Source organism: Streptomyces litmocidini (genome assembly GCF_014649755.1).
Taxonomy (GTDB): Bacteria; Actinomycetota; Actinomycetes; order Streptomycetales; family Streptomycetaceae; genus Streptomyces; species Streptomyces litmocidini.
The window spans coordinates 152,626-175,665 of record NZ_BMTQ01000017.1; the positions used below are offsets into that span (position 1 = coordinate 152,626).

A 23,040-nucleotide genomic window follows, 5' to 3' on the forward strand; every position below is an offset into this window, starting at 1 on the left:
TTTCGGCGTCCTTCACGCCGCTTCGGACAGCGGCGCCGTCCCCGTCCGGTGCTCGTCGTGCCGCGCCCGGATCGGCGGACGGGCCGTGCTGCTCGGCTCCGACACCACGCCGTTGCGCTGGCGCCACACCTGACGGGTGATCCAGATGTCGAGAACGCTCCAGGTGGCCACGATCGTCGACGCCACCGCGGTGATGGTCACCGGAAACGCCGGCCACGCGCCCGCGACCGTGCAGAGGAAGGCCACCACGGCCTGAATGAGTGTCACCGACGTGATCATCACGGCCCGCACGGCGGCGTCGCGCACCGGATCGGGCATCCGCCGTCGGCCTCGCTCCTCCTCCACCCACAACTGCCGCGCCGACCGCGCCTCGTGTTCCATTGTCCCGTCACTCCCCACCACTGAACGACCACAGGGACGGCTGCCCGCCTTGAGCGCTTTTACACGGAAGCGCCTTTACGCGGACAGAACCCTCCCCGCACCCATTGACGCACGAGAGAGGGAAAAGGTTTCGCCCGGGTGGGGACGGACGAGGCCCGCGCACCGGCGGAACGGAGAGTTCCAGCCATCCCCGCGGGCCGGAGAAATGGCACAGCATCAGGTGTCCTGCGCCACAGTGGTCAATCCCAACTCCAGCAATACCAGGACATCTCATGATCAAGACTCACTCGGCAGGCTGAAAATCGCTCGGACGCACCTTCGGAACGGCCGTGATGCAGTAGTAGGCTCACGCCGCCGTTTGTTGAAATTCAAGGTTGACGCCGCGTGTTGACGCCGGTGCTCACGAACGTGAAGGACCCCCGTGGTGCGACGGGGGCCGAGCTGGGGGAGGCCATGCGCTTTCGCGGGAAGTCCATCCGCAGGAAGATCGTGGCGTTGCTGCTCGTACCGCTCGTCTCCCTCACCGGCCTGTGGGGTTTCGCCACGGTCCTGACGGGCCGCGAGGCCGACCAGCTCCTCGACGTCGGCTACATCGTCGACAAGGTCGGCTACCCCCTGGAGGACACCGCCCGGGTCATCCAGATCGAACGCCGGCAATCGCTCATCTACCTCGCCGACCCGCGCGGCTCCAACGCCCTCGCCTCCCTGCGCGAGACCCGCCGCGCCACCGACCGGCAGATCGCCCGCATCCGCGCCAACGCCGCCGACCCCGGCGTGCGCGAGGAGATGCGGCCCGTCACCACCCAGCGGCTCAACTCCCTCCTCGACGCCCTCGACGGCCTCGCCTCGCTGCGCCGCTCCGTCGAGGCCCGCGGCATCGGCCGCATCCAGGCCCTCGAGTTCTACAACCGTCTCGTCGACCCCTGCTACAGCTTCCTCATCACCCTCCACGCCCTCGAGAACGTGGAGATGGACAAGCAGGGCCGCGCCCTCGTCGGCATCACGCGCGCGCGGGAGCTGCTCTCCCGCGAGGACGCCCTCGTCCTCTCCGCGCTCGTCGCGGACCGCGTCACCGCCGAGGAGATACGCGCGATATCCGACCTCGTCGCCAACCGCGTGGCGTTCTACGAGGTCAACCTCGAACTCCTGCCCGCCGCCGAGCGCGAGCGCTTCGAGAAGTACTGGCGCAGTCCCGGCACCCAGCCGCTGCGCACCGCAGAGAACGCGATCATCGAAGAGGGCCCCACCGGCCACCCCCGCGCCATCACCGCCGAGCGCTGGCAGGACCAGGTGAGCCCCGTCCTCGACGACCTCGCCCGCGAGAACACCGCCGCGGGCGACCGCTACCAGGAACGCGTCCAGCCCGCCGCGTACAGCGTCCTCCTCAAGGTCGGCGTCGCCGGCGTCCTCGGCTTCCTCGCCCTGCTCGCCTCGATCGTCATCTCCGTCCGCGTCGGCCGCGAACTCATCCGCGACCTCCGCCGCCTGCGGAAGGAGGCCCAGGAGGTCTCCGGCGTCCGGCTGCCCAGCGTCATGCGCCGCCTCGCCGCCGGCGAACAGGTCGACGTCGGGACCGAAGTGCCCCACCTGCGGTACGGGGAGGACGAGGTCGGCCAGGTCGGCCAGGCCCTCAACACCCTCCAGCGCGCCGCCGTCGAGGCCGCCGTCAAGCAGGCGGAACTGCGCCGCGGCGTCTCCGAGGTGTTCGTCAACCTCGCCCGCCGCAACCAGGTCCTGCTCCACCGCCAGCTGACCCTCCTCGACACCATGGAGCGGCGCACGGAGGACACCGACGAACTGGCCGACCTCTTCCGCCTCGACCACCTCACCACCCGCATGCGCCGGCACGCCGAGGGCCTCGTCATCCTGTCCGGTGCCGCCCCCTCCCGCCAGTGGCGCAAGCCCGTCCAGCTCATGGACGTGGTCCGCGCCGCCGTCGCCGAGGTCGAGGACTACGAGCGGATCGAGGTGCGTCGCCTGCCCCGCCTCGGCGTGGGCGGCCCCGCCGTCGCGGACCTCACCCACCTCATCGCCGAACTCCTCGAGAACGCCACGGTGTACTCGCCCCCGCACACCGCCGTCCAGGTCCTCGGCGAGCGGGTCGCCAACGGCTTCACCCTGGAGATCCACGACCGCGGCCTCGGCATGAACCCCGACGCCCTGCTCGACGCCAACCTCCGGCTCGCCGAGACCCCCGAGTTCGAGCTCTCCGACACCGACCGGCTCGGCCTCTTCGTCGTCAGCCGCCTCGCCCAGCGCCAGAACGTCCGGGTCTCCCTCCAGACCTCCCCGTACGGCGGGACCACCGCGGTCGTCTTCATCCCCGCCGCGCTGCTCACCGACGCGCCCGAGACCCAGGGCGCCGGATTCCGGCTCGACCGCAAGACCCTGGAACGCCCGGGGCGGACCGACGACGCGTCCGCCGACGGCGGCACCCTGCCCACCCGCAGGGCGGCCCTCACGAAGGTCCCCGACGTGACCGAGGCGCCCGGGCCGCTGGACGGCCCCGTCGAGCTGGAGGCACCGCTCGGCACCGAGGGCCTCGACGTCCTCCTCGACCGGTCCGCGGACCTCCTCGACAGCGACAGCGAGCGCGGCGGCCTCTTCCGGCCCCGCGACCGGCGCCGCACCGGCCTCGCGCCGGCCGGCGAGCAGCACGAGCAGGCCCCGGACCGCACGACGGGCCGCGGAGAGCAGGACGCGCCCGCCGACGGCGCGATCCCGGAGCCCGTGCGACTGCCGCGCCGCCGCACCCCGACGCTCGTCGTGGACCACGGCCGCCGCCTCGACGAGCCGGACGGCACCCACGACCAGCCCGACCGCGCGCACCCGCAGCCGGGCCGCGCCCACGCCCAGGCCGACCGCAGCCGGCCGCAGCCGGACCGCGCGCACCCGCAGGAGCACCGGGCGGACTTCCCGCAGGACGACCGGCGCGGAGCCCGGCCGGGACACCCGCACGGCGACGGGCGAGGCGTTCCGCCGGGCCCTGCCGCCGGTCCCGTCCTCGTCCCCGTACCACCGGAGGGTCCCGTGCCGCCGGAGAACCCGGAGCTGTTCGGCGGTCTGCCCCGCCGCGTCCGCCAGGCCAGTCTCGCGCCCCAGCTGCGCGAGGCCGAGGGCCCGGCCGACCGTGGCGCGGGAACCCGCGCCGACGGTCGTGCGGGCACCGGAGCGCGGTCCGAGGGGTCCGGCTCCTTCGAGCGCGACGCGGAGGAGGTACGCGCCCGCATGGCCGCCATGCAGCGCGGCTGGCAGCGCGGCAGGCGGGACACCACAGAGCCGGACGACCCGACAGCACCAGGAACGACACCCGAGGGGGACGGTCGATGACCGCACCGAACGCCGCAGCAACCAGCACGACCTCCGGACCCGGACGCGGAAACGGCGAGCTGAACTGGCTCCTCGACGAGCTGGTCCAGCGCGTCGGCTCCATCCGCAAGGCCCTGGTGCTCTCCAGCGACGGACTTCCCACCGGCGCCTCCCAGGACCTCACCCGGGAGGACGGCGAGCACCTCGCCGCCGTGGCCTCCGGCTTCCACAGCCTCGCCAAGGGCGTCGGCCGCCACTTCGAGGCGGGCAAGGTCCGCCAGACGGTCGTCGAGCTGGAGGACGCCTTCCTCTTCGTCACGGCCGCGGGCGACGGCAGCTGCCTCGCGGTGCTCGCGGACGCCGACTCGGACGTCGGCCAGGTCGCCTACGAGATGACGCTGATGGTGAAGCGGGTCGGGGCCCACCTCACGACGGCTCCCCGGACCGGCCTGCCCTCGGGAGGGTGAGTGGGACGGCATGAGTGACGAAGCCGAGCGCAGCCGGCGGGGCCGGGACCTGACCCCCGGCCCCCACCACTGGTTCGACGACGAGGCCGGACCGGTGGTCCGTCCGTACGCGATGACCCGCGGCCGGACGAGCGCCGCCACCCGCCACCGGCTCGACCTGATCGCGGTGGTCGTTCCCGAGCCCGCCGCCGACGACCCCGGCCGGGACCAGACGCTCTCCCCGGAACACGTGGAGATCGTCGAACGCTGCTCCGAGCAGCCCCAGTCGATCGCCGAGCTCGCCGCAGGACTCGACCTCCCCGTCGGGGTGGTACGGGTCCTCGTCGGCGATCTCGTCGAGGACGAACTCGTCCACGTGACCCGCCCCGTTCCGCCGGCCGAGCTGCCGGACGTGAGCATCCTTCGCGAGGTGATCAATGGCCTTCGGGCGCTCTAGCCGCAAGAAGCCCTTCGTCGAGCCGGTGACCCTGAAGATCCTCGTCGCGGGCGGGTTCGGGGTCGGCAAGACGACGCTGGTGGGCGCGGTCAGCGAGATCAGGCCCCTGCGGACCGAGGAGATCCTCAGCGAGGTGGGGCGGCCCGTCGACGACCTGCACGGCGTCGAGTCCAAGACGACCACCACGGTCGCCATGGACTTCGGGCGGATCACCCTCCGCGAGGACCTCGTCCTCTACCTCTTCGGCACCCCGGGGCAGGACCGCTTCTGGTTCCTGTGGGACGAGCTGGCCCAGGGCGCCCTGGGCGCGGTCGTCCTCGCGGACACCCGCCGCCTGGAGGACAGCTTCGCCGCCATCGACTACTTCGAGCGGCGCGGCATCCCGTTCACCGTGGCCGTCAACTGCTTCGAGGGCGCCCAGCGGTTCCCGGCGGAGAGCGTGCGCGGCGCGCTCGACCTGGACCCCGAGGTGGAGCTGCTGATGTGCGACGCCCGGGACCGCGAGTCCGTGAAGAACGTCCTCGTGGCGGTCGTCCAGCACGCCCTGGTCCTCGCGGACCGCAGCCCCGCCGCCGTCACGACCTGACGGCAGGGGCACTCGGCGCACCGCCCGGCCCGCGGGGGCGGTTCAGAGCCGGTTCGGTGCGCTGCCGGGCTCGCGGTGCGCCGTTCCGGTTCGGCCCGGTGCGCTGCCGGACCCCCGGTGCGCCGTCCCGGTTCGGCCCGGTGCGCCGTCGGACCCGCAGGGCGCGGTCCCGGTCCGGTTCAGCGCACCGCGACCACCGCCGAACCGTGGCCGAACAGGCCCTGGTTCGCGGTGATCCCGGCCCTCGCCCCCGGCACCTGCCGGGCGCCCGCCGTGCCGCGCAACTGCCAGGTCAGCTCGCAGACCTGCGCGATCGCCTGGGCGGGCACCGCCTCACCGAAGGAGCCGAGGCCGCCGCTGGTGTTGACCGGCAGGCGCCCTCCGAGGGCCGTGGCGCCCTCCCGCAGCAGCTTGGCGCCCTCGCCCGGCGGGCAGAGCCCGATGTCCTCGTACCACTCCAGTTCCAGGGCGGTGGACAGGTCGTACACCTCCGCGAGGGACAGGTCCTCGGGCCCGGTCCCCGCCTCCTCGTAGGCGGCGCGGGCGATCGAGGCACGGAAGGCGTGCGGGGCGGGGGAGACGGCCGCCGCCGAGTCGGTCGCGATGTCGGGGAGGTCGAGCACCGCCTTGGGGTACGTGGGGGAGACGGCGGACACCGCCCAGATCCGGACCGGCTCGGGGTGTCCGTGCCGGCGTGCGAACTCCATGCCGGACAGGACGAGCGCGGCGCCGCCGTCCGAGGTGGCGCAGATGTCGAGGAGCCGCAGCGGATCGGCGACGACGGCGGAGGCCGCGACCTCCTCCGCGGTCACCCGCCTGCGGTAGCGGGCCAGCGGATTGAGCGCGCCGGCCGCCGCGTTCTTCACCTTCACCCGGGCGAAGTCCTCGGCCGTGTCGCCGTACAGCGCCATCCTGCGGCGCGCGTGGAGCGCGAAGTACGCCGGGTTGGTCGCCCCGAGCACCCGGAACCGCAGCCAGTCCGGGTCGCCGGGCCGCTCGCCGCCGGCCGGGGCGAGGAACCCCTTCGGCGTCGAGTCCGCCCCGACGACCAGGACCACGTCCGCGAGCCCCGCCAGGATCTGGGCCCGCGCGGTGCCGACGGCCTGGGCGCCCGAGGCGCAGGCGGCGTACACGCTGGTGACCCGCGCCCCCTGCCGGCCGAGGGCCTGCGCGAAGGTCGCCCCCGCCACGTATCCCGGGTATCCGCACCGCATGGTGTCGGCGCCGACGACCGAGTCGATGGCGGGCCACTCCAGACCGGCGTCGGCGAGCGCGGCCCGGGCGGCGGCCGTCCCGCACGAGACGAAGCTCCGGCCCCCTTTGCCCCAGGGGTGCATTCCGGCCCCGAGCACGGCGATGTCGTTCACGACCGCTCCCCCCGCCGAGAAGGGCTCAGTGCCCGGCCACCGACCTCCGCGCCACGGGGAAGTCGAAGAACGTGGCCGGGAAGGGCTCGGGCCTGAAGGTGAAGTGCCACCACTCCTCGGGCAGGTTCACGAACCCCTGCTCGGCGAGCACGCCCTTGAGCAGCTGCCGGTTGGCCCGCTGCTCACCCCGGATCCGCGGGTCGTCGGTGTGCGAGCGCGTGTCGAAGCAGTCGTACCCGGTCCCCATGTCCACCGAGTTGTCCGGGAACCGCTCCTCCCGCGGAGCCCAGCACTCCACCAGCTCCTCACCCGGCACGTACGCGCGCGTGGGCACCACCGGCAGCCGCACGATCGTGACGTCCACCGTCGATCCCCGGCTGTGCCCGGACTTCTCCGCGATGTAACCGTCGGCGAACAGCCTCGACTTGTCGACGAGCGGATAGAACTCCTTCTTCATCCGCTCGTCCTCCAGGTCCTTCGCCCAGCGCACGAAATGGTCCACGGTCCGCTGCGGCCGGTAGCAGTCGTACACCTTCAGCGCGTACCCCCGGGCGAGCAGCCGGAGCTGCGCGCGGTGCAGCGCCTCGGCCGCCGGACGGGTCAGGATGCACAGCGGCTGCCGGTAGCCGTCCACCGGCTCGCCGACGAAGTTGTGCGCGGTCGTGTAGCGCATCTCCTGGAGGATCGTCCGGTCCACGGAGCCCAGGGCCACGAACTCCCGCGGCGCCTTGGGCTCCGGCGCGGCCGAGGCCGAGGCCGGGGGAGCGGGTGGGGCGACGGCTCCGGTGGCGGTTCCGGCGGCCGCTCCGGTGACGGTCCCGGAGAGGGCGAGCAGTCCGGACGCGGCCGTGACGGCGAGGGTACGGAGGGCGGTTGCGAGTCCTGTCATGCGCACCGTCTATCAGTTCCGGCAGCGCCGGGAAAGGACGATCGCGTACGGTCGGGCCGTGAAGGACACCCACTGCTCCGCCTGCGGCGCCGCCCACCTCCCCGACGCCGGCTGGCCCCGCACCTGCCCGGCCTGCGGCCACACCGCCTACCGCAACCCGCTGCCCGTCGCCGTCGCCCTCCTTCCCGTCACCGACGAGAAGGGGACGGGCCTCGTCGTCGTCACCCGCACCATCGAACCTGCGCGGGGCGGGGTCGCCCTGCCCGGCGGCTTCATCGACCACGGCGAGGACTGGCGCGCCGCCGTCGCCCGCGAACTGCGCGAGGAGACCGGCATCCCCGCCTCCGCCGAGGAGGTCCGCCTCGCCGACGCGCTGAGCTCCCCGGCCGGCCACCTCCTCCTCTTCGGCCTCCTCCCGCCGCGCCCGGCCGCAGAGCTCCCGCCGTCGGCCCCGACGGACGAGACGAGCGGCCACCACGTGCTCAGGGCACCCCAGGAGTTGGCCTTTCCGCTCCACACGGAGGCGGTACGGAAGTGGTTCGACGGCGCTTACGGGTGACCGGTGCCGGATGCCGGATCCCCTCTCCGGCATCCGTTCACCGGATACGGGATCCGCCCACCGGGTCCCGTCTATCGGGTCCCGCCCACCGGGTCCACCCCCTCACAGCCCCGCACCACCACCGGCAGCCCCGGCTCCTCCGCCCCGTGGTCCGTGACGCGCTCCACCACCACCCGGCCGTCCACGAGCCGCGACTGGTACCGCTCGATCGAGGCCGGTTCCCAGCCGTCCCCGGTGTCCCGCACGACGAGCCCGCCACCGGTCCGCCCCGCGGCGGGCGCCCACGCCTCCAGGACGAGTTCGTCCCCCTCGCCCCGCACGGGCAGCACGGCCCCCGCCCGGGCCAGGACCGGCACCCGGGAGAGCGGCGCGTCGAGCAGCACCTGCCCCGGACCCTCGTACGCCCGCCCCGTCGCCGTGTCGTACCAGCGCCCGCGCGGCAGCCGCACCGCCCGCCGGTCCGCACCCCGCGTCAGCACCGGCGCCACCAGCAGCGCGTCGCCGAGCAGGAACGCGTCCTCGCAGTCGCGCAGCGCCCGGTCCTCGGGCGTCCCCCACCACACCGGGCGGACGTACGGCGCGCCCGTCATCCGGGCCAGCCGGGCCAGCGTCGTGAAGTACGGCCGCAGCCGCTCCCGTTCGGCCAGCGCCACGCGCGCGTGCTCCAGGACCTCGGGGCCGAACTCCCACGGCTCCCGCCGCCCCGCGTCGATCGCCGCGTGCGTACGGAAGAGGGGCAGCCACGCGCCCAGCTGGTACCAGCGCAGGAACAGCTCCGGCGAGGGGCTGCCGTCGAAACCGCCCACGTCCGGCCCCGAGTAGGGCACCCCGCACAGCCCCAGCCCCAGAACGAGGGCGAGCGAGGCCCGCAGCCCCGGCCACCCCGTCGCCACGTCGCCGGACCAGGTGCCCCCGTACCGCTGCATGCCCGCCCAGCCGGAACGCGAGAAGAGGAAGGGCCGCTCGTCGGGGCGCAGCCGGCACAGTCCCTCGTACCCGGCCCGGGCCATCGAGAGCCCGTACACGTTGTGCGCCTCCCGGTGGTCGCCGCCGCGGCCCTCCAGCGCGTGCCGCGTCGAACGGGGCAGCGTCGGGTCCCCGAAGGGGACGAAGGACACCGGCTCGTTCATGTCGTGCCAGACCCCCGCGAAGCCCTGCCGGAGACGCTCCTCGTACAGGCCGCCCCACCACTCCCGCACCGCGGGGTCCGTGAAGTCCGGATAGGCGCACTCGCCGGGCCACACCACCCCGCGCACCTCCTGCCCGCGCGCGTCCTTCACGAAGGCGTCCACCGCCACCCCGCCGTCGTACACCGGGTCGCCGGGTTCGGCCTTCACCGCCGGGTCCACGATCGACACCAGACGCACGCCCTGCTCCCGCAGCTCCTCCGCGAGCCCCGGAAGATCGGGGAACCGCTCCCGGTCGACCGTGAACACCCGGTGCCCGTCGTAGTGGTCGATGTCCAGGTGCAGGGCGGACAGCGGCAGCCCCCGCTCCCGGTATCCGGCCACCACCCGCCGCACCTCCCGCGCGCTGCCGAAGCCCCAGCGCGCGTGCTGCGGTCCGAGCGCCCAGGACGGCGGCAGCGCGGGCGCACCGGTCAGCGCCGCCCAGCCGTACAGGACGCGCGCGGGGGTGCCGACGATCACCCAGCAGCGCAGTGGCCCGCCCGTCATCCGCACCTCGCTGGTCCCCGGCCGGTCGTGCCCGGAACCGGCCCCCTCCTCGCCCTCGGCCAGGGTGACCCTGCCGTCCCAGGAGTTGTCGTGGAACGCCAGGTGCGTCCCGGCGTCCGAGACCACGAACTGGACGGGCATGGTCAGGTAGAGCGGATCGTCCCCGGGATCGAAACCCCTCTGGGGGTCGGTGTTCCACAGCCGGTACGAGCCGTCCCGCAGGCGCGGCCCCGCCGCCCGCCCGCCGAGCCCGAAGAACCGGGCGTCGGCCGGCACCTCGCTGCGCTGCACCCACCGCCCGCCGCCCGCCGCCGGTCCGGCACTCCCGCCCCCCGCGGGCCCTGCGCCGTCGCCCGCCACCGACCCCGCACGACCGCCCGTCCCCGGCCTTGCGCCGTCGCCCGCCACCGGCTCCCACCAGCGCGGCGGCAGGTCCCGGCGGAGCAGCACCCCGCCCGGGGTCCGGAGCTCCACCGCACCGTGCCGGGAGACCGTCACCGTCACCCGCTCCGACACGATCCGCCACCCGCCGTCGGTGTCCGGTTCGAGGGAGGCGCGGGGGTCCGCGTCGGGCGCCCCGCCCGCCAGCGCGTACGAGGGGAGCGGCCCGGCCCCGTCCCACCCCCAGAACACCGTGCCGCCCGACGACACGCGAATCCGGAGCGAGGACCGGGCGAACCGGACGGTTCCTCCGCCCGGAGCCGGCTCCGCCCCCACCGCGAGCCCCGGCACCCTGGCCCGCTCCGCCCCCCTGGGCGGCAGCCCCCACACGTCCGTACGGCGCTGCCGCCACGCCGACCACACCGCACGCAAGCCCTGCACCGAACCGAACACCTTCATCGAACGCACCAGTTCACGACCGTCCATGCAGCTCACCCTGCCATTCGCAGGAGCGCGAACCGGTTCCGTTCAGCTGCCGTTCACCCGTGGTGGGAGCACATGTTCAACTGCCCGACCATGGGCGGGCAGACCTGGTGCGATCGACGATCACGTGGCATCGTCCTGTCAGCCGCGTCACGCGCACACCCCCGCACGTGCGCGAGACACACGCAGACCCGCGTACAGCCAGGGAGCCGCCCCAAATGACATCCGCAGCGCCGACCGAGCCGCTCTGGCAGCCGGACGAGGAACGCATCGCCACGGCCGCCGTCACCCGCTTCCAGGCCTGGGCCGCCGAGCACCACGGCGCCCCGGCCGAGGGCGGGTACCCGGCGCTCCACCGCTGGTCGGTCGAGGACCTCGAAGCCTTCTGGCAGGCCGTCGTCGAGTGGTTCGACCTCCGCTTCTCCACCCCGTACGAGCGGGTCCTCGGCGACCGTTCCATGCCCGGCGCCGACTGGTTCCCCGGAGCCACCCTCAACTACGCCGAGCACGCCCTGCGCGCCGCCGACGAGCGCCCCCATGACACGGCCCTGCTCCATGTGGACGAGACACATGAGCCCACGCCGATCACCTGGGGCGAGCTCCGCCGCCAGGTCGGCTCCCTCGCCGCCGAGCTCCGCGCCCTCGGCGTGAACCCCGGCGACCGCGTCAGCGGCTACCTGCCCAACGTCCCGCAGGCCGTGGTCGCCCTCCTCGCCACCGCCGCCGTCGGCGCCGTGTGGACCTCCTGCGCCCCCGACTTCGGCGCCCGCAGCGTCCTCGACCGCTTCCAGCAGGTCGAGCCGGTCGTCCTCTTCACCGTCGACGGCTACCGCTACGGCGGCAAGGAGCACGACCGCCGCGACACCGTCGCCGAGCTGCGCGCCGAGCTTCCCACCCTCCGCGCCGTCGTCCACATCCCGCTCCTCGGCACCCCGGCCCCCGAAGGCGCCCTCGCCTGGTCCGACCTGGTCGCCGCCGACGTCGAGCCGGTCTACGAGCAGGTGCCGTTCGCGCACCCGCTGTGGGTCCTCTACTCCTCCGGCACGACCGGTCTGCCGAAGGCGATCGTCCAGTCCCAGGGCGGCATCCTCGTCGAGCACGTCAAGCAGCTGGGCCTGCACTGCGACCTCGGCCCCCAGGACGTGTTCTTCTGGTACACCTCCACCGGCTGGATGATGTGGAACTTCCTCGTCTCCGGCCTCCTCACCGGCACGACCGTCGTCCTCTACGACGGCAGCCCCGGCTACCCCGACACCGCCGCCCAGTGGCGGGTCGCCGAGCGGACCCGCGCCACCCTCTACGGCACCTCCGCCGCGTACGTGATGGCCTGCGCCAAGGCGGACGTCCACCCCGGCCGGGACTTCGACCTCTCCGCCGTGAAGTGCGTCGCCACCACCGGCTCCCCGCTGCCCCCCGACGGCTTCCGCTGGCTCCACGACGAGGTCCGCGAGAACCTGTGGATCGCCTCCGTCAGCGGCGGCACGGACGTCTGCTCCTGCTTCGCGGGCGCCGTCCCCACGCTGCCCGTCCACATCGGCGAGCTCCAGGCCGCGGGCCTCGGCACCGACCTGCAGTCCTGGGACCCCTCCGGGAAGCCCCTGATCGGCGAGGTCGGCGAGCTCGTCGTCACCAACCCCATGCCGTCCATGCCGATCCACTTCTGGAACGACCCCGACGGCAGCCGCTACCGCGACAGCTACTTCGAGATGTTCCCGGGCGTCTGGCGCCACGGCGACTGGATCACGATCACGGACCGCGGCTCGGTCGTCATCCACGGACGCTCGGACTCCACCCTGAACCGCCAGGGCGTCCGGATGGGAAGCGCCGATATCTACGAGGCCGTCGAGCGCCTCCCCGAGATCCGCGAGTCCCTGGTCATCGGCCTGGAGGAACCGGACGGCGGGTACTGGATGCCGCTCTTCGTGCACCTCGTGGACGGCGCCACCCTGGACGAGGAGCTGATCGACCGCATCAAGCGGACGATCCGCAGCGAACTCTCCCCGCGCCACGTCCCCGACGAGATCATCGAGGTCCCGGGCGTCCCGCACACCCTCACGGGCAAGCGCATCGAGGTCCCGGTCAAGCGCCTCCTCCAGGGCACCCCCCTGGCCAAGGCCGTCAACGCCGGCTCGGTCGACGACCTCGGTCTCCTCCACTTCTACGAGACCCTCGCCGCCGACCGCCGGGGCTGAGCACACGACCGGGGCCCGCCGATCCGACCGGATCGGCGGGCCCCGGTCCTTCTCCGATCAGCCCTTCGGCACCTCGCCGCGCGCGGGGGCGGCCGCCTTGGCGAGTACGGCCGAGACCCCGAGGACCGTCCCCGCCCGCCCGGCCGAGGTGTCCTCGACGAGCACCGTGCGCTCGCCGAGGAAGGCCGACGTCGTCCGGTCGAAGACCCACTGGGTCTGCTCGCCGCGGGAGGCACGGGCCACGGCGACGCCCTCGCGACCGGCCGCGTCCTTCGCGGACGGCAGCACGGTCACCCCGGGGATCCGCGCCGCCGCCTCGTACAGCGCGGCGGTGACCCCCGGCGGCGCCCAGGTCTCGGCGAGCAGGGTCCCGATCGCGGTGAACGCCCGCTGATCGGCGTCGCCCCCGCCCGCGCGCGTCTGGTCCCGGACCAGACGCAGCAGCACCGCCGGATCCGTGGGAAGGGCCGCCACGTACGCGTGCGTCGGATTCGTGACGGAGGGCGGCGCCGTCTCCATGGTGGTCTTCCGGGGCGTGGCCCCGCGATGCTCCAGCTCGTACACGGGCGCCTCGGCGCCCAGTTCCGTGTCGGCGGCGCCGGGCTCGCGCAGCAGACCGGGCCGGCCGCCGTCGACGGAGAGCCACACCTCGCGCTGATGCGCGGGCGGCAGCGTGGCGGGACCGCCGGCCGCGTCGCGCCCCGCGTGGGCGACGAGGCTCTTGACGTAGACGTACCCACCGGGCCGGGCGTCCGGCGCGGGGGCGGCGGCCGCGGCGAGCGCGGCACCGGACAGGACCCGCACGGCCTCGGGCGAGGCGGGCTGCCCGACGGGGACACGGCCGGGCGTCCCGGCGGGGCCGTCCTGGGGCGCGAGCACGGCGACGCCGGCGACGACCGCGCAGGCGGCCATCGGCGCGGCGATCCAGCCGAGCCGGAGCCCCCGGCGGGGGCGGCGCGCACGCGCCGGGCGGGCGGCCGTGCCGTCCCCGCCGGCCAGGGCGGCCCGCAGGACGGCGTGCCTGAGGTGCTGGTCCCGCTCCGCCGTCAGATCGGGTACCGGAGGCGGGGGCAGCAGCTCGGCGAGCTCCGCGCGCAGGAGCTCGTCCGCGTCGGCGCGCGGCGGGCGGGGGGCGAAGGCGTTCATGCCTGGTTCTCCGAGGTGGGTCGGGGCGCGAGGGCCGGGCGGACGGTCGAGCGGACGGAGAGGGAGCCGGGTGCGGCGAGGGGCGGGGACACGGTTTCCGGCGAGACCGTCGGCGCCGCCGGGACTCCGGGCACGGCCCCCGGCGCCGGCACCCCGGGGGCTCCGGACACTCCTGGGGCGCCGGGCACCGCGACGGATCCGCGTGTTCTCCCGGCCACGGGTCCGCGCGCTCCCTCGATGACGGGTCCGGGCGTCCCTTCGGCGGCGGAAGGCGAGCCACCCCCGGCCGGGGCGCCGCCAGGAGTGCGCCGGCCGGTCGAGCGGACCGCCGCCGCGGCGGACCGCTCCCGGCGCCGCGCCGCGCGCAGTTCGGTCTCGGCGAGCTTCCGGAGCCGTTCGCGGGCCCGGGACAGCCGGGAGCGGACGGTGCCGACCGGGATTCCCAGGGCCTCCCCGGCCGCGGCGTAGTCCAGGCCCGCCCACACCACGAGCGTGAAGACCTCGCGCTCACGCCGCTTGAGCTTCCCGAGCGCGAGGCGGGCGGCACGGATCTGCTCCGTGTCCGTCATCCGGCCGAGGACGTCGTCGGCGAAGTCCGGCAGGACGCCGCGCTCGGGGATCCTGGCGAGCGCGGCGTCCCGTCTGCGCGCCTCGCGGGCCGCGCCGCGCATGATGTTGGTCGCGATGCCGAGCAGCCACGGCCGCAGGCTGCCGCCGTCGGCGTGCACCTTGCCGCGGCAGCGCCAGGCCTCCAGGAACGCGGCGGACACGACGTCCTCCGCGGCCGCCCGGTCCCCGCACACCCGGTGGGCGTAGTGGTACAGCACGCGTGCGTGCTCGTCGTACGCCTCGCCGAGCGCCGTGGGGTCCCCGGCGCGGAAACGATCTCTCATAGGTGATTCCACATCTGGCACTGGGCGCTGGTTCGGCAGGGTTCCCGTGACCTGGGCCACAGCGCCCCGCACCCCGCCGATGTGGCCCAGGTCACGGGAACGCCCCGCCCGCCCCGAGCAGTGCTGGGCATGAACGATTCCTCGACACACGGACGTACGCCCGACAGCACCGCCGGGCCCCGCACCCCCGAACCCCGTGCCGCCGGCCGCCGCACCGTCCTGCGCGCCCTGGCCCTCGCCGGAGTCCTCGCGGGCACGACCCTCTCCGCGCTGCCCCCGACCGCCGCGGCGGCGCCCGGCGCCCCCGAGACGTACACGCTGACCATCCGGCACCTCGACCGGGCGGGCCACGCCACCGGCGGGTACAGCACCCACGTCACCGGCATCTCGGGCCCCGGCGCGCAGGAGGCGGCCACGCCCTACGACGAGTCCGGCACGGTCACCCTCCGCCTCCCCGGGGGGCGCTACCTGCTCGACTCCACGCTGTACGGCACCGATCCGGCGACCGGCACCGACTGGGTGGTCCAGCCCCGCCTGGACCTGAACGGCGACACGACCGTCACCGTCGACGCCCGGACGACCGCCCCGGTGGACGTGCGCCCGCCGGAGCCGGGCGCGCGCCGCCTGAACGGCATCGGGTTCGTCGAGGTCACCCACGAGGGGACCACCCGCTCGGCGAACGTCATGACGGCCCATGAGGGCCTGCGCGTGGCCCACCTCGGCCCGGCCTCGGAACCGGGCTCGGTCAAGGAGTGGTTCGACACCTACTGGTCCGGAGCCCGCAACGACTACGGACTGGGCTACACCTTCACCTCGGACCGCGCCCTGACCGGCCTCGTCCGGCACCCGGCGGCCGACGGGCTGGCCACCCTGAAGATCCGGGGTGCCGCCCCCGAGGGCGCGGGCGGCACCGGGTTCGTCTCCGTCCAGCCCGACGCGGGCCCCACCATCGGTCTCGCCCAGCCCCTCCGGCTCCCCGGCACCGCGACCGTCCTCGTCACCCCGGAGCGCGGTCTCTGGGACGTCACCTTCACCGGCCCGGCCGCCCCCGGGACGCCGCCCAACCGCTACGAGGCCGACGGAATCGCGGTCCACGCGGGCGCGACCACCACCCACACCTTCGACAACGCCGTCTTCGGCCCCGCCCTCGACACGGGGCCCGGTGCCCGGCCGGCCGGCGTCCGCGACGGCGACAGGATCGCGCTCGACCTCCCGCTGCTCGCCGACGGGGACGGTCACGCGCCGAGCGCCCCGCGCTTCCGCACCGCGACCACCACGCTCCACCGCGACGGCGTCCTGATCGGCACCCGTCGGGGCGAGCCCGGCCGCGCCGACTTCACGACCACCCCCGGAGCGGCCTCGTACCGGCTGACCGCCTCGGCGACCCGGGGCGACGGCACGGCGTCGAGCGAGCGCGTCACCGCCTCGTGGACCTTCGCCTCGGCCGCCGCCGGCCGCCCCGCGGCCCTTCCCCTCAGCACCGTCCGCTTCGCCCCGGACCTCGCCCTCGACGGCACCGCCCCGGCGGGCGCCCCGCTCCGCGTGCCGGTCACCGTCCAGGGCGAGGCCGCCCGGGCCGGCGTCCGGTCCCTGACGGTGTCGGTGTCCACGGACAGCGGCCGTACCTGGACGCGGGTCCCCGCCCTCGACGGCCGGGTGGAATTCCGCACCCCGGGCCCGGGCGGGTCCGTCTCGCTCCGCGCCGAACTCACCGACGCCCGGGGCAACACCCTCACCCAGACCCAGCGCCACGCCTTCCGCACCCGCTGAACCGGCCCCGACCGGACGCTCCGGGGAGGGCCGACGCCTTCCCCGGAGCGTCCGCGCGTCCCGGACGCGACACCGCCCGGCGCACCGTCAACCGCCGTACGTCGCCTGGGCGTCCCCCAGGACCTCGGCGAAGTCCGCCGCGAGGCGCGGGGCGTCCGCGGGCGCGAGCGCCGCGGTCGTGATCCGCACGGCCGGCGGGGCCGCGATGCGGAACCGCGTCCCGGCGGCGACCCACCAGCCCTGCGTTCGCAGCCCGTTCACCACCGCCGACTCGTCCCGCACGGGCACCCACACGTTCAGGCCGCTCGCACCGAACGCGCGGATCCGGTACGTGCCGAGCGCGCCGATCAGCGCCGCGCGCCGCTCCGCGTACGCCTCCTCGCCCGCCGCCACCAGATCCCGCACGGCCTCGTCGGCGAGGAGGCCGGCCACCGTCTCCTGCAGGACGTGACTGACCCAGCCCGAGGTCATCACCATCCGCCGGTCGTGCCGCGCCAGCGTCACCGCGTCGCACGCGACCCCGGCCCAGCGCAGGTCGATGCCGAGGTGCTTCGACACGGTCCGCACCTGTGCCCACCGGTCGAGCCCCGCCGCCGCGAGCGTGTACGCCGCGGCCCCGCCGACCTCCGCGTTGTGGTCGTCCTCGACGACGAGCACCTCCGGGAACTCCCGGAGCACCGCCACCAGTTCGTCCCTCCGCGCGCGCGTGAAGAACGCCCCCGTCGGACACTGCCCCCGCGGACTGCACACCACCGCGCGCACCCCGCCGCGCAGCGCGGCCCGCAGCGACTCCGGTACGAGCCCCTCGCCGTCCACGGCCACCGGGACCGTCCGCAGCCCCAACGCGGGGACCAGGTCGAGCACATGGTGGAACCCGGGATCCTCCACCGCCACGGCGTCCCCGGGCCGAAGCTCCGTCGAAAGGAGCCGCGCGACGCAGTCCAGGGCGCCGTGCGCGAACGTCACGTGTCCCGCCGGCACCCCGTCCCGCTCGAACCACGCCCGGGTCAGCGCCTCCAGATGCGCGAGCCGGGGCGCGGCGCGATGGGAGCCGTACACCGGGGCGACGGCCGCCGGGGGCCGCAGTACGGGGAGGAAGGCCGGGTCCGGAAACCCGGCGGACAGGTCCACCAGACCGGGCGGTACGCGCGGGGGGCGCCGCGAAGTCGGCGAGGGCACCTCCGCCACCACCGTCCCGCCCCGGCCCCGCGTGACGATCAGCCCCCGCTGCCGCAGCTCCTTGTAGGCCGTGGCGACGGTTCCCGGACTCACCCCCAACTCGTCGGCGAGCCGCCGCACCGGCGGCAGGGCGTCGCCGGGGGCGAGCCCGCCCTCGGCGACGCCCCGCTCCACGGACGCGGCAATCCCCTTGGCCGTCGCCCCTTCGATCGCATATTGTGCTGCCACGTAATCAATTATGTACCAATACAAAGAAGTCGGCAAGGGGGACCCATGAGCCGCAGCACCGCACGACCCGCCCGCCCACCCCTCAAGGACCGCGTCCCCGGCGGCACCGACGGCCGCCGCATGCTCCTCATCGGCTTCATCGACAAGTGCGGCACCGGACTCTGGTCCACGGCCATGGCCCTCTACTTCACCTACGTCACCGGCCTCGGCCTCGGCCAGGTCGGCCTCCTCATCGCCCTCTCCGGCGCGGCGGGCATAGCGGGCGCCCCCCTCGGCGGCCGCCTCGCCGACCGCTTCCCGCTCGTCCGCGTCATCATCTGCACCCAACTCCTCCGCGCCGCCGCCCTCCTCGCCCTCCTCACCACCGACGACTACCTGCTGCTCGTCCTCTTCTCCGCCGCCGGCGCCCTCCCCGACCGCGCCACCAACGTCCTCACCAAGCTCTACGCGGCCCGCGTCGCCGGCCCCGACCGCATCCGCTACCAGGCCATCAACCGCACCACCTCCAACATCGGCTGGACCCTCGGCGGCCTCGGCGCCGCCGCCGCACTCGCCGTCGGCTCCACCACCGCCTTCCACCTCCTGCTCATCGGCGACGCCCTGTCCTACCTCCTGATGGCCGCCCTCACCCTCCGCTGCGCCGAACCCCCCACCCCCGCCGCCTCACGCGTCACCGCCGCCTCCACCGACCCGGTCCCCACCACCAAGCCCTCCAATCCCTGGCGCGACCGTGGCTTCCTCGCCTTCACCACCGGCGACGCCGTCTTCTTCCTCCACGACTCGATCCTCCAGGTCGCCCTGCCGCTCTGGATCGTCCACGCCACCGACGCCCCCGTCGGTCTCGCCCCGCTCCTGATGGTGGCCAACAGCGCCCTCGTCGTGCTCTTCCAGGTCCCCCTCTCCCGCTTCGGCACCACCACCGACGCCGCCCGCCGCCTCCTCGGCCCCCTGGCCGGCCTCTTCGCCGTCGGCACGCTCGCCCTCGCCGTCTCCGCCCTGGGCGGTCGCACCCTCGCGATCACCGCCCTCGTCACGGCCGCCGTCGCCCTGACCTTCGCCGAGATGATCCACACCATCGCCTCCTGGGAGATCTCCGTCGCCCTCGCCCCCGACGACGCCCAGGGCGCCTACCTCGGAGTCCACGGCCTCGCCCAGTCCACCCAGCGCTTCGCGGGCCCCCTCCTCATGACCGGCCTCGTCTCCGCGGGCCCCCTGGCCTGGCCCTTCCTCGGCGCCGCCCTGGTCGCCACCACCGCCGCCCAGAACCGCCTCGTCCGCCGACGCCTCACCGAGACGTCACTGTCAGTGGCAAAGGTTACGGTGAGTGAGCACTGATCGGAGCGTCACCAGGGGGAGACATGACCCGCACCGGCACCACCACCGCACACCTCCGCCGCGCCCTGCGCCGCGAGGTCCCCAGCACCGTCGGACTCCTCGCCGACGAGCGGGACTTCGCCGCCATGCGCCGGTACCGGACCTTCGCCTTCGACGACCACGCCACCTACCTCCGGCAGATCGAGGCCCTCCTCAAAACCCTCTCGACCCGGGGCGGCCACACCACCGTCACCCTCTTCGACCCCGAGGAGTACGCGGCCTGGTGCGCCGAGACCGGCACCGACCCCGACCGCCCCGCCAGCCGCAGCCGGTTCACCGCCCACCTCGCCGCCACCGGCGCCCGCGTCACCTACACCGGCCAGCCCCTCACCACCCTCCTCCCCGAACTCGTCGACACCGCCGTCCGACAGGCCACCTGGGAGTACGCCACCACCGTCCTCGCCACCGCCGGCGACTGCGCCACCTGCGGCAAGGACATCGGGAAGGCCGCCTACGAGCGGGCGGGCCGTCTGCTCCTACGACTCCTCGAAGCCGCGGGACCGGGCACCCACCACCTCGTCTGCAGCGTCCAGGCCGCCGGCGACCAACTCCTCGCCGTCCTCCACACCCACGGCACCACACCCCCGGAGGACGCCACGGGCCCGGAGTTCACCGCCGTGCTCGCCACCGGCATCGCCCTCGCGGCACCCGGCGGAATCGTCCTGCGCACCACCGCACCCGACGCCCCCGACCGGCTCCACGGCTGGCGCCTCACCGACGGCACCCTCACCCCGCTCACCGAGGCCGAGGTCTTCGCCGCCTACTGCACCGACGCCCGCACCGGCGAACCCCTCTCCCCGGAACCGGGCGTCGAGTACCGCGCCGGCCTCCCCCTCGCCCCCGACCCCGACGACGACTGGCCCGCCCACCACTGACCCCACCCACGACGAAGGGGCTCCCCGCCACCACCAGGTGACGGAAAGCCCCTTCGTCGCACACCCCAGGGGATCACTCCCCGGACAGCACCGCCTGCGCGGCGAGCCGCGCCTCGTGCGCCGTGTCCGCGGCACGCGCCGCCGCCGCGGCCCGCTCGCACTGCGCCAGCGTGTACTTGGCCAGCGTCGCCCGCACATAGGGAATCGACGCCGCACCCATGGACAGGGAGGTGACCCCCAGACCCGTCAGCACACACGCGAGCAGCGGATCCGACGCGGCCTCACCACAGACACCACAGCTCTTGCCCTCGGCCTTGGCCGCCTCCGCGGACAGCGCCACGAGATCGAGCAGCGCGGGCTGCCACGGATCCTGGAGCCGGGACACCGCACCCACCTGACGGTCGGCGGCGAAGGTGTACTGCGCCAGGTCGTTGGTGCCCAGCGACAGGAACTCGACCTCCTGGAGGATCGAGCGCGCCCGCAGCGCGGCCGAGGGAATCTCGACCATCGCACCGAACTTCGCCCGCAGCCCCGCCTCACGGCACGCGTCGGCGAACGCCCTCGCGTCCGTACGGTCGGCCACCATCGGAGCCATGACCTCGAGGTACACCGGCAGCCCCTCGGCCGCCTTCGCCAGCGCGGTCAGCTGCGTCCGCAGCACCTCCGGGTGGTCGAGCAGCGTCCGCAGACCCCGCACACCGAGCGCCGGGTTCGGCTCGTCCGCAGGCGTCAGGAAGTCCAGCGGCTTGTCGGCGCCCGCGTCGAGCACCCGCACGACCACACGGCCCTCGGGGAACGCCTCGAGAACCTTGCGGTACGCCTCGACCTGCTTCTCCTCCGACGGAGCCTTCTGACTGTCGTCCAGGAAGAGGAACTCCGTACGGAACAGACCGACGCCCTCGGCACCGGCCTCCACCGCCGCGGGCACGTCCGCCGGACCGCCGACGTTGGCGAGCAGCGGCACCTTGTGACCGTCGGAGGTCGCGCCCGGACCGCTGGACGTGGCCAGCGCGGCCTTGCGCTCGGCGGCCGCCCGCGTCAGCTCCGCCTTCTTCTCCTCGCTCGGCTCCACGAAGATCTCACCGGTGGAACCGTCGACCGCGACGAGCGTGCCCTCGGCCAGCTCACCCGCACCCGGCAGCGCCACGATGGCCGGCACGCCCAGCGCCCGCGCGAGGATCGCGCTGTGACTGGTCGGCCCGCCCTCCTCGGTCACGAACCCGAGCACGAGGGTCGGGTCGAGCAGCGCCGTGTCGGCGGGCGCCAGGTCCCGCGCGATCAGCACGTACGGCTCGTCGCTGTCCGGCACGCCCGGCATCGGCACCCCGAGCAGCCGCGCGACGATCCGGTTCCGCACGTCGTCCAGGTCCGCGACCCGGCCCGCCATGTACTCACCGGCGCCCGCGAGCAGCTCGCGGTAGTGCGAGAAGGCGTCGTAGATCCCGCGCTCGGCCGTGCTGCCGACCGCGATCCGGCGGTCGACGTCGGCGATGAGCTCCGGGTCCTGGGCGATCATCGCCTGGGCCTCCAGCACCGCCTGGGCCTCGCCACCGGCCAGATTGCCCCGGGCGATCAGGTCCGCGGCCACGGCCTCCACGGCCTGACGGGCGCGCCCCTGTTCGCGCTCCGCCTCGTCCGGGGGGATCTGCTTGGCCGGCGGCTCCAGCACGGCCGTACCCATGTGCCGGACCTCGCCGATCGCCACTCCGTGGCTGACGCCGACGCCTCGCAGCGTTGTCTCCATCTCACCCGTCTCCGATTGAGCGACGGCCCCGGCCGCCGCGTTGAATGTCGAACTCGCGGTCGTCACGAGGACGGACCGGCTCAGTGCCAGCCGAAGAGCGTGTCTCCGGCCTTCACATCGCGGTGGTCCTCGACGAGCTCGGAGAGAGAGTCGGCGGTGGCCTCCAGGGCCACGACGGGACAGATGGGGGACTTGCCGGCAGCCTCGACCTCGGCGGGGTTCCACCGGACGACGGCCTGTCCGCACGTCACCCGGTCACCCTTGCCGACGAGCAGCTCGAAGCCCTCCCCGTTGAGCTGGACGGTGTCGATGCCGAGATGCGTCAGCACCCCGTGTCCCTCGTCGTCGACGACGACGAAGGCGTGCGGGTGCAGGGAGACGATGACCCCCTCGACGGGGGAGACGGCCTCCGACGCCTCACGTACGGGATCGATGGCGGTACCGGGACCGACCATCGCGCCGGAGAAGACCGGGTCGGGAACTGCGGCGAGACCGATGGCGCGTCCAGCAAGCGGCGACGTCACGGTTGTCATGGGAAGCCTCCCAGGGGCGGAGATCGTGTGGCGCCGTCACTGCCTGTCCTGGACGGCGCATACTGTTGTGCAGCGTATGTCATACGAAGTCCCGGTTCCGCACGAGACGTACCAATTGTGCGGAGCTAGGGACTACCGGAATGATTTGCCTCTACTGACGGTGGGATGTACTGTCGTACTCCTGCCTGACCCCAGTGCGGCCTTGAGTCGCGGGTCGGCAGCACCTATCAAGCCAGATCCTAACCCCAGTGGTCTACACCTCTGCGTGCTCGCAGGAGATGTGGTCAGGGGGACCGAGAAAGCCTGGTAATGTTCAACCCCGCCGGGAACGGAAAGCGCGACAGCGAATTCCAGCCCTGGCAGCCCGCTCCGGCGGGTGGCAGAAACGGAAATCGGGTCTGCTAAGCTGGAAACGAAGGAAGCGCCCGGAGGGCCCGGTAAACGGGACCGAAGGAAGCGTCCGCACCTTGAGAACTCAACAGCGTGCCAAAAATCAACGCCAGATTAGTTGACACCCCGTCCATCCCCTGGATGGTCGAGGTTCCTTTGAAAAAGTCCATCCCTCCGGGGGT

At 74.1% G+C, this 23,040-nt stretch carries 18 protein-coding genes; 9 read left to right on the forward strand and 9 right to left on the reverse strand.

The window, feature by feature from the left end; translation table 11 throughout:
* Positions 1-12: 12 nt before the first annotated feature.
* Complete coding sequence (locus IE180_RS29580) at positions 13-381, reverse strand: hypothetical protein (protein ID WP_229861016.1); 369 nt, start codon at positions 379-381, stop codon at positions 13-15.
* A 453-nt stretch (positions 382-834) separates the two neighbouring features.
* Here IE180_RS29580 and IE180_RS29585 point away from each other — a divergent pair, with 453 nt between their 5' ends.
* Genes IE180_RS29585 through IE180_RS29600 form a run of 4 tightly spaced genes read left to right on the forward strand, consistent with a single transcriptional unit; the run spans position 835 to position 5,179 of the window.
* Complete coding sequence (locus IE180_RS29585) at positions 835-3,711, forward strand: sensor histidine kinase (RefSeq protein WP_190160036.1); 2,877 nt, start codon at positions 835-837, stop codon at positions 3,709-3,711.
* Positions 3,708-4,157, forward strand: a complete 450-nt coding sequence (locus IE180_RS29590) for a roadblock/LC7 domain-containing protein (RefSeq protein WP_190160013.1) — start codon at positions 3,708-3,710, stop codon at positions 4,155-4,157. The genes IE180_RS29585 and IE180_RS29590 overlap by 4 nt, the downstream gene beginning before the upstream one ends.
* 10 nt (positions 4,158-4,167) lie before the next feature.
* Positions 4,168-4,593 carry a DUF742 domain-containing protein gene (locus IE180_RS29595; RefSeq protein WP_190160014.1) on the forward strand — a complete coding sequence of 142 codons (426 nt, stop codon included), beginning with the start codon at positions 4,168-4,170 and terminating at the stop codon, positions 4,591-4,593.
* A complete protein-coding gene (locus IE180_RS29600) occupies positions 4,574-5,179 on the forward strand; it encodes a GTP-binding protein (RefSeq protein WP_190160015.1) in 606 nt (201 codons plus the stop codon). Before IE180_RS29595 ends, IE180_RS29600 begins: the two co-directional genes overlap by 20 nt.
* 179 nt (positions 5,180-5,358) lie before the next feature.
* Here IE180_RS29600 and IE180_RS29605 read toward each other — a convergent pair whose 3' ends face one another.
* On the reverse strand, positions 5,359-6,546 hold the full coding sequence (locus IE180_RS29605) for a lipid-transfer protein (RefSeq protein WP_190160016.1): 1,188 nt from the start codon (positions 6,544-6,546) through the stop codon (positions 5,359-5,361).
* Positions 6,547-6,571: 25 nt separating this feature from the next.
* Positions 6,572-7,435, reverse strand: coding sequence for a M15 family metallopeptidase (locus IE180_RS29610; protein WP_190160017.1), 864 nt, complete (start codon positions 7,433-7,435; stop codon positions 6,572-6,574).
* Between IE180_RS29610 and IE180_RS29615 the strand changes: the two genes are divergently transcribed.
* Complete coding sequence (locus tag IE180_RS29615; protein WP_190160018.1) at positions 7,434-7,994, forward strand: NUDIX domain-containing protein; 561 nt, start codon at positions 7,434-7,436, stop codon at positions 7,992-7,994. The genes IE180_RS29610 and IE180_RS29615 overlap by 2 nt on opposite strands.
* A 71-nt stretch (positions 7,995-8,065) precedes the next feature.
* Here the strand turns inward: IE180_RS29615 and IE180_RS29620 are convergent, their stop codons facing one another.
* Entirely contained in the window at positions 8,066-10,537 is a 2,472-nt protein-coding gene (locus tag IE180_RS29620; RefSeq protein ID WP_190160019.1) for a glycoside hydrolase family 31 protein, read from the reverse strand.
* A gap of 215 nt (positions 10,538-10,752) precedes the next feature.
* Between IE180_RS29620 and IE180_RS29625 the strand changes: the two genes are divergently transcribed.
* Positions 10,753-12,726, forward strand: coding sequence for an acetoacetate--CoA ligase (locus IE180_RS29625; RefSeq protein WP_190160020.1), 1,974 nt, complete (start codon positions 10,753-10,755; stop codon positions 12,724-12,726).
* 57 nt (positions 12,727-12,783) lie between these two features.
* On the opposite strand, the gene IE180_RS29630 is transcribed toward IE180_RS29625, so the two are convergent.
* Both IE180_RS29630 and IE180_RS37420 read right to left on the reverse strand, forming a co-directional pair.
* Positions 12,784-13,872, reverse strand: a complete 1,089-nt coding sequence (locus IE180_RS29630; protein WP_190160021.1) for a CU044_5270 family protein — start codon at positions 13,870-13,872, stop codon at positions 12,784-12,786.
* Entirely contained in the window at positions 13,869-14,765 is an 897-nt protein-coding gene (locus tag IE180_RS37420) for an RNA polymerase sigma factor (RefSeq protein WP_190160022.1), read from the reverse strand. Before IE180_RS37420 ends, IE180_RS29630 begins: the two co-directional genes overlap by 4 nt.
* A gap of 129 nt (positions 14,766-14,894) precedes the next feature.
* Between IE180_RS37420 and IE180_RS29640 the strand changes: the two genes are divergently transcribed.
* Complete coding sequence (locus IE180_RS29640) at positions 14,895-16,535, forward strand: serine protease (RefSeq protein ID WP_190160023.1); 1,641 nt, start codon at positions 14,895-14,897, stop codon at positions 16,533-16,535.
* 87 nt (positions 16,536-16,622) lie between these two features.
* Here the strand turns inward: IE180_RS29640 and IE180_RS29645 are convergent, their stop codons facing one another.
* Entirely contained in the window at positions 16,623-17,942 is a 1,320-nt protein-coding gene (locus IE180_RS29645) for an aminotransferase class I/II-fold pyridoxal phosphate-dependent enzyme (RefSeq protein WP_190160024.1), read from the reverse strand.
* A 45-nt stretch (positions 17,943-17,987) separates the two neighbouring features.
* On the opposite strand from IE180_RS29645, the gene IE180_RS29650 reads away from it, so the two are divergent.
* Positions 17,988-19,277, forward strand: coding sequence for an MFS transporter (locus IE180_RS29650; protein ID WP_308434452.1), 1,290 nt, complete (start codon positions 17,988-17,990; stop codon positions 19,275-19,277).
* Between the two features lie 23 nt (positions 19,278-19,300).
* Positions 19,301-20,191 carry a DUF8829 domain-containing protein gene (locus IE180_RS29655; protein ID WP_190160025.1) on the forward strand — a complete coding sequence of 297 codons (891 nt, stop codon included), beginning with the start codon at positions 19,301-19,303 and terminating at the stop codon, positions 20,189-20,191.
* 73 nt (positions 20,192-20,264) lie between these two features.
* On the opposite strand, the gene ptsP is transcribed toward IE180_RS29655, so the two are convergent.
* Positions 20,265-21,935: a phosphoenolpyruvate--protein phosphotransferase gene (gene ptsP / locus IE180_RS29660; RefSeq protein ID WP_190160026.1), complete on the reverse strand. Its 1,671-nt coding sequence runs from the start codon at positions 21,933-21,935 to the stop codon at positions 20,265-20,267.
* A gap of 80 nt (positions 21,936-22,015) precedes the next feature.
* Complete coding sequence (locus IE180_RS29665) at positions 22,016-22,468, reverse strand: PTS sugar transporter subunit IIA (RefSeq protein ID WP_190160027.1); 453 nt, start codon at positions 22,466-22,468, stop codon at positions 22,016-22,018.
* Positions 22,469-23,040 lie beyond the last annotated feature (572 nt).